Here is a 12683-nt window from a genome sequence, read left to right on the forward strand (position 1 = left end):
ATTTACTCTCCCTCAGCGCTTCCCGCTTCTACGGCATTAACCGGCGCACCGGGGCGAACTTTTTGCAAACCAGCCACAATCACACGATCGCCAGCGGCCAGGCCCTCGTCAACTAACCAGTCGCTGCCCACCGCACGGCTCGCCCGTATTTGACGCAGCTCAACCTGGCTCTCGGCGTTTACTACCAAAGCGGTAGCATTGCCTTCGCGGTCGCGTGTTACGGCGCGCTGTGGCACGAGCACCGTATTGTCACGCTTGCCTTCGTCTACGGTGGCTCGCACGAACATTCCGGGCAAAATCAGTGAATCGGGGTTATCGAATAAAGCACGCAGCACAACGGTACCGGTGGTCTCGTTGACGCTCATATCAGAAAACTGCAACTCGCCCTCGTGCGCGTACTGGCTGCCGTCTTCGAGCCTCAAGGTCACTTTTGGTTGTTGTGCCTGAGATACCCGGCCGCTCATTAATTGCCGACGCATATCCAATACGCGCGCCGCCGACTCGGATACATCAACGTAAATAGGATCCAGCTGATGGATCGTGGTGAGCACCGCGCTCTGACCGGCCGACACCAGCGCGCCTTCGGTAATCGCCGAGGTGCCAATACGGCCACTGATGGGCGCCATTACTTTGGTGTAGCGTAAATCGATCTCGGCGGTTTGTACCGCCGCTTCACTGACCGCCACATCGGCTTTGGCTTGCTCAAAGGCCGATAAAGCGTCGTCGTATTCTTGCTGGCTAACCGCGTTTTCCTTTAACAAGTCTTTATAGCGTTTGTCCCGCGCCTGGGTGGTGGTCAAATTAGCTTTAGCACGCGCCAACCCCGCCTGAGCGTTTGCCAGTGCGGCTTCGTATCGAGCAGCATCGATTTGATACAACTGCTGCCCCTCTTCTACCAGTGCGCCTTCGGTAAATAACCGTTTCTGCAAAATACCCGTCACCTGCGGGCGAACCTCTGCTTTACGGTAGGCAACCGCGCGCCCCGGTAAGGTATTGCTCAGCTCAACAGTTTGCGCCTCCAGGGTAACCACCGTTACCTCGGCAGGTGGCGGTGCTCCCGCACCTGCGGCGCCCTCTTGCTGTTTAGACTCGCATGCTGCAAGGGTAGTCAGCGCAAGTAGAATGACCCACAGCGGGGAAAATTTGGATAATGAGGACGACATCTACAACTCCTTGAATGGCGCATAAAATAGTAGCAAGCAACCACTTACCACGCAGTTAATATCGCAACAATTAAATATGAATAAACGTTCATTTACAAGCAGACGGCCGCCCGATAGGGCAACCTTGACGTTTCTTTGCAAGCGCTACATGCTAGCGGGATATGGCATCCCAGGTAGCATCTAAAATTTGCTCAAATTGCGCATCACTAATGCGCAGCAAATCTAGGTGATGCTGACTGATCATAGAACACAAAGGGTCAAAACACAGAGCGACCAACACTTCATCCGGCAGGTCTTTAATCTCGCCCGACTGCCGCCCGGTGCTCAGCAACTGCAGAAAGGGTAAAAACACTTCATGTGCTGCGTCGCGCCGGCTGCGCAAAATATCGGGCGGAAGGTGGTCAAACTGGCCTTTCGTTAACATCGCCGCCGGCCGCGTCATGCCAAACTGCCAAAGGTTGCGCAATATTAGCCGCAGCTGCTCGGCGAGCGGGGCACGGGTATCCAGGCCGGCAAACGCGTGAGCGGCTATCTCCCGCACCACGTCATCATGCAGCTTGCCGATTAGATCGTCACGATCTTCAAAGTACAGGTAGATCGTACCCGCCGCCACTCCGGCGCGCTCGGCCAACTGCTTCATAGAAAAGCCGTGAAAGCCGCGCTCAGACAGTAAACTGAGAGTTGCATCTAAAATAGCACGACGCTTATCGGTCGCTTTCGCTGCTGCATCACACCGGGACATAAACCACACTTACACCAATGAACAATCGTTCATTTTATACCGATTAGGGTATTAGGTAAATAGATCAGGCGAACTAAAGTCGGCCGCCAGTAGACACGCCGCAGCTAACAGGGCATTTAGCGTCAATCGGCCGGCTGGTAACTAAATTTTTGCCCGCTCAGGGCCGCCTCGTACATCAAGCCGCCTTTCGCGTGGGTGAATACCGCAACCCCGGCATTGTAAAGGGCGGTTTGTTTGCCGGCTTTATCCGACACCCCCGATGCACCGGCAGACATGCCGGTGGTACCAATTTTAGCGTTAGCACCGGCGGTAATGGCTACGGCGCTGGCCTGGGCACCAAACTCAAAGTTGCCCTCGGTAAAGTCGTCAAAACTGCGCTTGTTCTCAAAAAAGATGATCTCGCTAAACGCCTGCCCACCCAACTGAAACCCGATACTCAGCTGAGTCATGCTGGTGGTTCCTGTCATCTGGCCATTGCGGTATACCCGGCCTTTGCCGTGGGCACCACCAATGCCAATGCCGCCTTTGCCAATGGTCGGGAAAATGGCATAGCCATAAGCCGACTGAAAGAAGTGCACAACCTGAGGTGATGACTTAAAGGTATCCACGGTGTCCTGGTACGGATCGGCCTGAGCCGACAAACAAACCGTTGCCAGCGCCAACAGGGCCCAGTGCAGTACTTTCTTCATTTTCAATCTCCAACAATGATTAGGGAACACAAAAACTCACAACCTGAAGCCAACTTAAACCAAAAGTCGCTAAATGCTGACCTGCAGCAACCCAGCCACGAAGCTTCAAGATTTGACGAATGATACCCACTAAAGGTTCCCGCGCCGGTTAAGCGTGACAATATAACACCGCCGCGCCCAGAAAGTCTGGTACCGGCAGCCTTACATAATGGTAGATCTAAGACGGGAGTAACAGAGAGGGGCCGCGCCATAAAACGGCACGACCCGGTGTGGAACCTACAGAGACTCGTACTTGAACTTCTGTCCGCTTAGGGCAGCCTCGTACATCAAACCGCCTTTTGCGTGGGTAAATACCGCCATACCCTGATTGTAAGTGGCTTTTTGTTTGCCTGCGCTATCGGCTTTGGCCGATGCACCAATCGCCGTACCTGTGGTACCAGCTTTGGCGTTTGCGCTCGCGGTAATAGCGACTGCGCTTGCCTGAGCGCTAAACTCAAAGTTACCAGAGGTGAAGTTATCAAAACTCTCTTTATCTTCAAAAAATATCACTTCGCTAAATGCCTGACCACCCAACTGAAAGCCAACCGATAGTTGAGTCATACTGGTTTTACCCACCAGCTGTCCACCGCGATACACCTGCCCTTTACCGTGCGCCCCACCTATACCAATACCACCTTTACCAATGGTCGGGAACAACGCATAACCGTACGCGGTGTTAAAAAACTCCACCACCTGCGGGGATGATTTAAAGGTACTCATGGTTTCTTGATAAGGATCTTCAGCTTGCGCAAACGAACACACCACAACAAAGCCCAATAAGGCCATACGCATCAATGCTTTCATGGGAAACTCCTAAATAATATTCATTGGCAACGAAACTCTACTCGCGGCAACGCCTATAGCGCACCTACCAGTTACTGGCACCCGGGCCGCAGCTGCGATACGCTAACCAGTAGCACACCCCTCTCGACAAAGACGCCATGAGCAACATTATATACAACAATTCCAGTTTCGATGTTACGGAAGGTAATTCCGTTCTGGACACACTTCTCAAAGCGGGCATTCCGGTGCCTTTTAGCTGCCGCTCGGGGGTATGCCAATCATGCCTTATGACGCTCGAAGCCGGCGAGGTACCCACACAGGCGCTTGAGGGGCTCAACGGCGAGCAGCTTGCACAACAACTGTTCTTAAGCTGTTGTTGTTACCCCCAACAAGATCTTAGCGTCAGGCATTATGACCCACGCGCAAATGGTGTAACGGCTCAGGTGGTGAGTAAACGGTTGCTGAGTCAAAGCGTGCTTGAACTTACGTTAGATGCCGCCATAGCCTATCAAGCGGGGCAACACACCAACCTATGGCGCAATGAGAAAATTACTCGCTGCTACTCGATTGCCAGTATCCCAAGCGACCCACACTTACGCTTTCATATCACCCTGCAACCGAACGGTCAATTTAGCCAATGGGCCTGGCAATCGCTGCAACCGGGCGACCCATTAACCCTACAAGAGGCCCGCGGCGAGTGTTACTACCAAACCGACAACCCAAGTCAGCCACTATTATTGGCCGGAACCGGAACCGGCCTTGCGCCTTTACAAGCGATCACCCGCGCCGCCCTCGAGGCCGGGCACCGAGGTGAAATCACGCTGATTATGGGGGGGCGCAACGACACTGACCTGTACTTTAACGAGCCACTGTTACAGCTCGAGCGCGAGCACGACAATGTGCGCTGTATCCAGCTTGCCCAGCGGCTTAGCAGCCCCAACGCGAATAACGTCCGACAAGCGGATATTTACCAGTACGTTAAAGAACACTTTTCCGACTTAAATTCCCATGTAGTCTATCTTTGCGGGGCCGACACATTCGTACGCAAAATGCGCAAGCAATGTTTTTTTGCCGGTGTTAAACCGCGCAATGTTTATAGTGACACCTTTCTGCCGGCAAACTAATACCAAGACCTCACAGGCTTAACACAAATCGCTTATATCACACAATTTGTGTCGCGCTCGGGCGGTAAATTAGGTACACTTCAGGTCTTTGATTTATCAGTAAAAACACTAACACGCCGCAAGGTATGGCGCCCCATTTAAAAGCCACCCCCAGCGGAATAAAACCACTATAATTGATACGCAGATAACGACATGAAACCAACCATTAAAGATGTCGCGAAATTGGCTGGAGTCTCGTTTAAAACCGTATCCAGGGTTATCAACAACGAAGGAACCGTGGGTAAGGAGCTCCAGGAAAAAGTCTGGAAAGCGGTTAAACAGCTCAACTATCGCCCCAACCTATCGGCGCGCGGCTTACGCGGTGCGGCGTCTTCGATTGGCTTTATCTACGACAACCCCAACAGCAACTACGTAATCGACATGCAGCGCGGTATTTTAGACGAGTGCGGCAAACAAGGTTACGAGCTGGTTATTCATCCCTGCGACGCCTCCAGCCGCACCATTATTCAGGAAGTGCTGGAGATGATCGACCGCAGCCGGGTGGGCGGCCTGGTGCTAACACCGCCGATCTCGGAGAACGCCGAAATTCTCGAAGCGATCACCGAGCGCAACGTTAAGTTTGTCCGGATTCTCTCTGGCTCACAGGCACCCGACAATATCTCACCCTGTGTTTTTATTGACGACCACAACGCCGCTTACGCCATTACCGAGCATTTAATTAACCTCGGCCACAAAGAAATTGCCTTTCTTGGTGGTGACGAAGAGCATAAATCCAGCGGCGAGCGATTGGCCGGCTTTAAAGCGGCCATGCAAGACCACAAAATAAAACCAAAAGAAAAATACATTGTACCCGGCAGCTACTCCTTTGAATCCGGGGTAGAACGCACCCGCAAGTTGCTGGCCAACAAGCGCAGCAAACCTACCGCCATTTTTGCCTGTAACGATGAGATTGCCGCCGGCACCTTGTTCTCTGCCCGTATTGCCGGTATTGATGTGCCCGCCGAGCTCTCCATTGCCGGGTTTGAGAACAGCCCCTTTTCACGTCAGGCCTGGCCCAACCTTACCACCGCCGCGCAGCCTACCAGCACCATCGCGCAAAAAGCCGCCTCACTGCTCATCAAATCCATTAAGCAGCAGGCGCGCGCCGGAAAATCAATCGCCAGTGAGGGCTACTACCCCGAGCTGATCGTGCGCGACTCAACCTGCCCCGCCCCGGGAAAATAACCCCGGGCAAAAAAGCCTTTTAGCACAAGATAACAAACACCCATAAAAAAACCGGCAGCAGCCGGTTTTTTATGGGTAAGTGATCAGCCGGCCTACAACGCAATAACAATATTTTTACGATCGAGCCACCAGGCAACGCACCACAACACCGCCACATGAATTAACGCAAACACTAAAGACGCGTTGTAATTTGACATCACCTGAGCGAGCGATTCAAAAAAGTATTGGTAAGACGACATACCGTTAATGGTGAACAGTGCGTAACTCTTAACCCAGATGATGCTTAGTATGTAAATAAACAACGGGTTTTTACCCAGCATCGTAAAGCCATTAAACACCGGTTTTACGGCCGATAACTTCTCGAGCTGTACCAAAATCAGTAGCACTGCAATGCCCGCACCGGAGGTTAGTAAGACAAAAGGGCTGCTCCAGAGGGATTTATTAATCGGAAACACCTGATGCCAAACCACAGCGGCAACAATGGCCGCAACGGCCATACACGCTAATGTTATTTGTGCACGGCGTTTATCATCGCTCCCCACCAGAATCCGGGCCGCCTCAAAACCAAAAATCACATTCACAACCGCAGGCAGCGTACTTAACAGCCCCTCCGGGTCAAACGCCATCCCCTTACCTTGCCACAGGTGATCGGCACCGAGCACGGCCAAGTCGATCTGACGGACTAAGTTACCCGCTACCGTGTAGGGCTCGGGCACGAGATTTAACAAACCCCAATACCCCAGCAGCAAAACGGCCGAAACAATAAGGCGATACAAACCAGGCAGCCAAATAATAAACGCCGCAAGACAGTACGCGAGCGCAATTCGTTGCAACACACCTAAAATGCGTAAATGATCTAAATCACCCGTAAAAGGGTAGGCATTAAGCAACAACCCAATCACAAACAACATAAGCGTGCGGCGCAATATCTTTACGGTGCGCGCACTATAAGCTACGCCCTGACTGGCCCGGTTGGAAAAATACATGGCCGAGCCAACAATAAACAAAAAGAAAGGAAAGATATAATCGGTCGGGGTGGCACCATGCCAATCGGCATGCAAAAAAGGCGCGTAAACGTACGACCACGAGCCCGGCGTGTTGACCAAAATCATCAAGGCTAAGGTAAGGCCTCGCATAACATCCAAAGAAATAAATCGCTGCTTGGCCATACCGCCCTCAAATATTACCTTTTATTATTAATGGCCTTTACACTACCGGCTCTGCTAAGGCCTCGTATTGCGTGCGCGCGTAACGCACAGCGCCAAATTCTGGCTGACGTAACGGCTCTGACATTCGCGCGGCGATATCATCGTCCATCCAATCGACAATACGCTGTGAGACACCGCCTAACATAGACATACGTGGCGGCTTAGTAGCCCACAGGCGGCGTGCCACCGCCGTAAGGTAATCGGCGCCCTCCTGAATAATGCGCAGTGCAACACTGTCGCCCTGCTCGGCGGCCGAAAAAACCAGTGGCGTCAGCTTGGCATAATCGCTCGATTTAGCGCCGTTTAAGCGCTCTACGATCATAATCCCACGCGCCTGCAACTGCTCGGCAACCAAGTCCGTGAGCGCTGTTTTAGGGCCCAACTTATCGGAATCGAGCAATACGGCCTTAACGCACTCTAAGCCAATCCAGGCACCACTACCGACGTCGCCACAGGGGAAGCCGTGTGCCCCTAAAATCAAAGACTGATTATTCACATGAGAAAAGCCGCAGGAGCCAGTACCCGAGACGATAACCGCCCCGTCATCTTGCTCGTGGGCGCCGATACAAGCTATGTGCAAATCCGTGGTGAGGTACTGCTCTTTAAAGGGGTGATCCCATTGCTTAACGATTTGAAACAGACTAGGCACATTCACACCAGCCAAGCCCAGGCCAGCCACCAATTGAGATTTTGCGCTTTTAGGTAAACCTGCCGCACGCAGCGCACCATCGGCCGCGTTATCGATAGACTCAAGTGCCCGCGCCACGCCGTGGTATGGATTGGCGGGACCGCCGTTACCCACACCCAGAGTCTGGCCGGAACCGTCGACGATCACCGCACGGCATTTAGTGCCACCACCATCGATGCCTAGATATAGAGTGTCGTCAGCAACAGGCCGCTGCTCCATGTGATACCTCGTTATTTTAGCTATGCCAGCTTAGTGCTAGCGTACAGGTAACCAATGATAACGCCACCTGACGATTAAATTCGATATGTTTACTCAAGCTCTCACGGCACCAGTGCGTATAGTCGCGAAAAAAGGTGGTTGATGGCCAAAGGGCCATCAACCACAAGGAGAGCCATGATAGATGATACTTACAGTCCCTGCGTATCGCATGATGCAGTCCATCGCACCAAGATTTAGCAGAGCCGGCCAAAATGCCCATAATGACCCGCCCCAACCAAATTCTGTACTGCCTTACGTTGCCCCACAGCGCCCACTGGCTACCAGCTGCGCACTTATTCACTCGCGATTATCAGAAATTGCTCAGCGAGAGACAACGTTGTCAATAACTAACACCTTATGCCCGAAGGACAACGTTGTCAAGCCTGTAACTAAAAAAAGTACCCAGAGGAATGTCCCCGCTATTAACGACACGCCCTGCCCTGCCTAAAGCGCTGTAAGTCAACGCCACTTAAGCCCGCTGTGGCGCCGAGCCGGCCGTCGTAGGTACACGCCCGAAGGCCGGCTATTACATGGATGTTTCCGCCGCCAAAAGCCAATAACTACAAAGAGTAGGCACGCACGCTGCTGCCGTGAAAGGTGGGAACAAACAGAGTATGACTCTCGCTGTCATAGCCAATATCGGCGGTATTTACTTCCTCGGCACGGCTATCCAGCAAAAGGTTTAAGGTGCCATCCGGTTCAACGTAATAGACCAAGCCGGCCCAACAGGAGACGATAAATCCGCCACCATTAACGGCCTCAACGCCATCCACATTCTCTGCAAAACCTTCGGCAATCACAGCTTTGCCGCCATCGCCCGATAAACGGAACAACTGTGAACCCGCACCAACATATAAATCCGTCCCCTCGGTATACAGCCCATTGGCCCCCGCCAAGCCCTCGTGGTAAAGATCGAGCTCGCCATTAACCAACCGGTGCACCTTGCCGACACGAGTATCCGTCACATACACGGCACCTCTCTCATCCACTGCCACGTCATTTAAAAACACGGCATCCTCTACGACATGGCGTGCAATCACCTTCTGAGTGGTTAAATCTATCGCCACCAGCTCAGTGATGTCGGCAACGTAAAGCGTGTCCTCAAACACGGCCATACCTTTAGGCGCGTTAAGCCCACGCACAAAATCCTGCTCGATAATCGTGCCATCGAGTGCCAGCATGGCGATGCCGCCGGCGCCGTCAACATCACTGTGGCCACCCTCTATCTCCGAAACCAGCAGCACCTTGCGATCCTCAAACTCGTGTACCAGTACGGACTCTGGGGTACGCAGTGATACCGTTTCCCAGCTTGGTTTTTGCAATGCGCTCATTGCCGGGGCATTAACGGCCAACGCCAGCAAGCAGACTCCCATGTAAGTTTTCATTGTTCCCTCCTCACAGTTATGATCAAAACGACCATATTACTGCATACCTATTTAAACCGCACCGCTCGAAAAGCGCCTTTCGGGTCGTTTAACCTCCCCCGCTTCTGCTACACTCGCGCACCGACAAAATAGCGAGTTAAGAGCTGATTATGTGGTTTAAAAATATACGAATCTTCCGGTTGGCCGAGCCCTTTACCCTAACCGCCGAAGCGCTGGACGAAGCACTGCAAGAGCACAGCTTTAACCCCTGCGGCAAAATGGATATGTCGCGCTACGGCTGGGTATCTCCCCTCGGGCCCGACGGGCAAACCCTCACCCACGCCGCCAATGGCTATATCGCCATTGCCGGCAAAAAGCAGGAAAAAATCCTTCCGGCCGGCGTTATTAAAGAGCTGCTCGACGAAAAAGTGCGGGCGATTCGCACCGAAGAGGGCCGCCCTGTGGGGCGCAAAGAGCGCGACGGCATGAAAGATGAAATTATTTTCACCCTGCTGCCCCAAGCCTTTACCAAGTCCAGTGTCGACTTTGCCTATATCGATACCCGCAACAGCCAAATCGTGGTAAATGCCTCCAGCGCCAGCCGCGCCGAGGACATGCTCAGCGCACTGCGCGAATCGCTTGGCAGCCTGCGGGCCGTACCCCTCACCCCCAAAGACCCCGCGATACAGGTGATGACCCACTGGGTTCGCGAGCACGAGCTGGCGCAAGACTTTGAATTGGGCGATGAGTGCGAGTTAAACGCCAGCAGTGACGAACGCGTTATTCGCTGTAAAAAACTGGACTTACACGACGAGCAGGTGCGCCAGCACATTGAAACCGGCATGTACGTCAACAAACTGGCCATTCACTGGAAAGAGGCCATCAGCTGTATTATTGACGACCAATTTACCTTTAAGCGGGTAAAGTTTGCCGACGAGCTACTGGAGCGCGCCGGCGACCGCGCTCCCGAAACACTCGCCGAACAGTTTGACGCCGAATTTGCCATTATGACGCTGGAGCTATCGGCGTTTATTCGTGCTGTAACCGACGCCTTTGGCGGCGAAAGCGCAGAGACACTGGCAGACGAGATAGTCGCGGGCTAAGATGATTAAGCGTCCGCGCAATGCGGGCGCCTTACTCACACATTCAGCTTACCCACCGGAGGCACCTTGAAACTCTACGGCAGTTACACCTCTCCGTTTGTACGCCATTGCCGCATTGCCCTGGCCGAAGCCGGTTTCGAGTACCAATTGGTCGAGACCGACGCCAGTGCCAGCGCACAGCAATCACCCACAAAGAAGGTTCCTTTTTTACAAGACGGCGACGTCGGCCTCACCGACTCTACCGCGATTGTTAAGTACGTCCGCGAAAAATCCGGCCAGAGTTACTTTGCCGATATCGCCGAGTACGATGCGTTTTGTTTGGTTAACACGTCACTCGACGCCTGCGTTAATCTCTTTTTTTTAGAGCGCGATGGCGTTTACCCCGAGCAAAGCGATTACCTCCAGCGTCAGAGCGCACGGGTTAGCTCCACTCTCGCAGAACTCGATCAAATGCCGCTCCCGTCACATGCACCATACGGCGATATGGCCTTGCGCCTGGGGTGCTATTTGGCGTGGGGGGAATACCGCGACCGAATCTCGCTGGATGCCTACCCCAACCTTGCCAAGTTTTTGCAGGCGCTTCACCATTACCAACCGTTTAGCTCTACCGCACCACCACCGCTATAATTTAGCAAGCTGCTGAAAATCCCTCACGCTAAGCGTGCAAGGGGTTTTGCAACAGCCTGCTAGACGCTTATCTGGCGAGCAGGTATCCTGCCCAAAACAACAGTAAGGGTAACCCCGTGGCCGATACTTCCGCTCGCACCGCAAACACCATCAACTCTATTGTTATCGCCGGCGGCGGCACCGCCGGCTGGATGGCGGCGGCGGCACTCGCCCATCATTTTAAAACCCTAACACAGTTCGGCAGCCTTCCCCGCGCCCCGCACATTACTCTTGTCGAGTCCGAAGCGATTGGCACCGTCGGCGTAGGCGAGGCAACCATTCCCAGCATCCGCGCCTTTAACGACTCGCTGGGTATCGACGAATTGGATTTTATAAAAAAAACTCACGCTACGTTTAAACTTGGCATCGAGTTTCGTGACTGGCACCAGATAGACACCGAGTTTTTTCATCCGTTTGCCGACTATGGCATGCCACTCAAAGGCGTTAAGTTTCATCACCACCTTATTCGCTTACAACTGGCCGGAGAGAAAATAAACACAGCGGACTACTCGTTTCCCGCTCAACTTGCCAAGCAAGGTCGCTTTGCCCAACCGCACCCCAACCCTCCAACCCCACTGGCCAACTACGGCTACGCTTACCATTTTGATGCGGGGCGTTACGCGCTGTATTTACGCGAGTATGCCGAGCAGCGTGGCGTTATCCGACGCGAGGGTAAAATCGATAACGTAGTGCTTGATCACACAAGCGGCGACATCGCATCACTTAAGCTCGATAGCGGTGAACAACTTAACGGCGATTTATTTATTGACTGTACCGGCTTTCGCGGCCTATTGATCGAGCAGGCCCTGCACACGGGCTACGATGACTGGCGCCAATGGCTACCGTGCGACCGCGCCATTGCCGTGCAAAGTGAGAAGGTCGGCGACCCGGCACCTTACACTCGCACCACTGCACGCGAGGCTGGTTGGCAGTGGCGTATCCCTCTGCAGCATCGTACCGGTAACGGCTATGTGTACTCGAGCGCCTTTTGCGATGCGACGGAGGCGGAGCAAACCCTGTTAAGCGGCATAGACGGGGCTGCCATCAAGGCACCAAGATCATTTGAATTTGTCACCGGTAAACGCAAAAAAATATGGCATAAAAACTGTTACGCACTGGGGCTGGCGTCGGGCTTTTTAGAGCCGCTAGAATCCACCAGCATCAGCCTTATACAAACCGGCATAAGCCGCCTGCTGGCATTTTTCCCACATCAGGGATACCACGAGTGCGATGTGGACGAAGTAAACCGTCAGCACCATCACGAGTTTGAACGCATCCGCGACTTTTTAATACTGCACTACAAAGCCACAAGCCGTTCGGACACCGAGTTTTGGCGCCACTGCCAGAGCATGGCAATACCCGACACCCTGCAGCACAAAATGGCGCTCTACCAAAGCCGTGGCCACTTAGTAAGCCACGATCCTGAGGCCTTTGAGCCCGACAGCTGGATCTCGATGTACATGGGATTTCAGGTTAAGGCTGGCGATTACGACCGCCGCGCCGATGCCATTGAGTTAGACGCGCTGAAGCAGCAGCTTGCGCAAATACGCGAGACCATTCGCCAGGCGGCCAGCCAGCCTATGTCGCACGCCGATTTTATCGCACGGCATTGCGCCGCCGAGCAATAGTACA

At 53.4% G+C, this 12683-nt stretch carries 12 protein-coding genes; 5 read left to right on the forward strand and 7 right to left on the reverse strand.

Features of this window, described 5'->3' with window-relative positions; all coding sequences use genetic code 11:
• Positions 1-2: 2 nt before the first annotated feature.
• The 4 genes from SD69_RS15360 to SD69_RS15375 all read right to left on the reverse strand — a co-directional run bounded on the left by SD69_RS15360 (position 3) and on the right by SD69_RS15375 (position 3437).
• A complete protein-coding gene (locus SD69_RS15360) occupies positions 3-1163 on the reverse strand; it encodes an efflux RND transporter periplasmic adaptor subunit (protein WP_041523907.1) in 1161 nt (386 codons plus the stop codon).
• 151 nt (positions 1164-1314) lie between these two features.
• A complete protein-coding gene (locus SD69_RS15365; protein WP_041523908.1) occupies positions 1315-1905 on the reverse strand; it encodes a TetR/AcrR family transcriptional regulator in 591 nt (196 codons plus the stop codon).
• A 122-nt stretch (positions 1906-2027) separates the two neighbouring features.
• A complete protein-coding gene (locus tag SD69_RS15370) occupies positions 2028-2594 on the reverse strand; it encodes a lipid-binding SYLF domain-containing protein (protein WP_041523909.1) in 567 nt (188 codons plus the stop codon).
• A 276-nt stretch (positions 2595-2870) separates the two neighbouring features.
• Positions 2871-3437, reverse strand: a complete 567-nt coding sequence (locus tag SD69_RS15375) for a YSC84-related protein (protein ID WP_041523910.1) — start codon at positions 3435-3437, stop codon at positions 2871-2873.
• A 137-nt stretch (positions 3438-3574) separates the two neighbouring features.
• Between SD69_RS15375 and SD69_RS15380 the strand changes: the two genes are divergently transcribed.
• Both SD69_RS15380 and SD69_RS15385 read left to right on the forward strand, forming a co-directional pair.
• Entirely contained in the window at positions 3575-4540 is a 966-nt protein-coding gene (locus tag SD69_RS15380; protein WP_084591610.1) for a 2Fe-2S iron-sulfur cluster-binding protein, read from the forward strand.
• Positions 4541-4732: 192 nt separating this feature from the next.
• On the forward strand, positions 4733-5764 hold the full coding sequence (locus SD69_RS15385) for a LacI family DNA-binding transcriptional regulator (protein ID WP_041523912.1): 1032 nt from the start codon (positions 4733-4735) through the stop codon (positions 5762-5764).
• Between the two features lie 92 nt (positions 5765-5856).
• Here the strand turns inward: SD69_RS15385 and SD69_RS15390 are convergent, their stop codons facing one another.
• The 3 genes from SD69_RS15390 to SD69_RS15400 all read right to left on the reverse strand — a co-directional run bounded on the left by SD69_RS15390 (position 5857) and on the right by SD69_RS15400 (position 9303).
• Positions 5857-6933: an acyltransferase family protein gene (locus tag SD69_RS15390; protein ID WP_041523913.1), complete on the reverse strand. Its 1077-nt coding sequence runs from the start codon at positions 6931-6933 to the stop codon at positions 5857-5859.
• 37 nt (positions 6934-6970) lie between these two features.
• Positions 6971-7879 carry an N-acetylglucosamine kinase gene (gene nagK / locus SD69_RS15395; RefSeq protein ID WP_041523914.1) on the reverse strand — a complete coding sequence of 303 codons (909 nt, stop codon included), beginning with the start codon at positions 7877-7879 and terminating at the stop codon, positions 6971-6973.
• Between the two features lie 599 nt (positions 7880-8478).
• Complete coding sequence (locus SD69_RS15400) at positions 8479-9303, reverse strand: SMP-30/gluconolactonase/LRE family protein (protein ID WP_041523915.1); 825 nt, start codon at positions 9301-9303, stop codon at positions 8479-8481.
• Positions 9304-9452: 149 nt separating this feature from the next.
• Between SD69_RS15400 and rdgC the strand changes: the two genes are divergently transcribed.
• From rdgC to SD69_RS15415, 3 genes are all read left to right on the forward strand, one after another.
• Positions 9453-10385 (forward strand): recombination-associated protein RdgC, encoded by a 933-nt coding sequence (gene rdgC / locus SD69_RS15405; RefSeq protein ID WP_041523916.1) that lies wholly within the window; start codon positions 9453-9455, stop codon positions 10383-10385.
• Positions 10386-10451: 66 nt separating this feature from the next.
• Entirely contained in the window at positions 10452-11012 is a 561-nt protein-coding gene (locus SD69_RS15410) for a glutathione S-transferase family protein (RefSeq protein WP_041523917.1), read from the forward strand.
• Between the two features lie 116 nt (positions 11013-11128).
• On the forward strand, positions 11129-12679 hold the full coding sequence (locus tag SD69_RS15415; protein WP_232301222.1) for a tryptophan halogenase family protein: 1551 nt from the start codon (positions 11129-11131) through the stop codon (positions 12677-12679).
• Positions 12680-12683: the final 4 nt, after the last annotated feature.

This window comes from Gilvimarinus agarilyticus, assembly GCF_000832015.1.
Taxonomy (GTDB): domain Bacteria; phylum Pseudomonadota; class Gammaproteobacteria; order Pseudomonadales; family Cellvibrionaceae; genus Gilvimarinus; species Gilvimarinus agarilyticus.

Bases quoted from the DNA above. Each gene is read 5' to 3' on its own strand.
- SD69_RS15360 (WP_041523907.1), bottom strand. From the start codon at position 1,163: ATGTCGTCCTCATTATCCAAATTTTCCCCGCTGTGGGTCATTCTACTT.
- SD69_RS15365 (WP_041523908.1), bottom strand. From the start codon at position 1,905: ATGTCCCGGTGTGATGCAGCAGCGAAAGCGACCGATAAGCGTCGTGCT.
- SD69_RS15370 (WP_041523909.1), bottom strand. From the start codon at position 2,594: ATGAAGAAAGTACTGCACTGGGCCCTGTTGGCGCTGGCAACGGTTTGT.
- SD69_RS15375 (WP_041523910.1), bottom strand. From the start codon at position 3,437: ATGAAAGCATTGATGCGTATGGCCTTATTGGGCTTTGTTGTGGTGTGT.
- SD69_RS15380 (WP_084591610.1), top strand. From the start codon at position 3,575: ATGAGCAACATTATATACAACAATTCCAGTTTCGATGTTACGGAAGGT.
- SD69_RS15385 (WP_041523912.1), top strand. From the start codon at position 4,733: ATGAAACCAACCATTAAAGATGTCGCGAAATTGGCTGGAGTCTCGTTT.
- SD69_RS15390 (WP_041523913.1), bottom strand. From the start codon at position 6,933: ATGGCCAAGCAGCGATTTATTTCTTTGGATGTTATGCGAGGCCTTACC.
- nagK (WP_041523914.1), bottom strand. From the start codon at position 7,879: ATGGAGCAGCGGCCTGTTGCTGACGACACTCTATATCTAGGCATCGAT.
- SD69_RS15400 (WP_041523915.1), bottom strand. From the start codon at position 9,303: ATGAAAACTTACATGGGAGTCTGCTTGCTGGCGTTGGCCGTTAATGCC.
- rdgC (WP_041523916.1), top strand. From the start codon at position 9,453: ATGTGGTTTAAAAATATACGAATCTTCCGGTTGGCCGAGCCCTTTACC.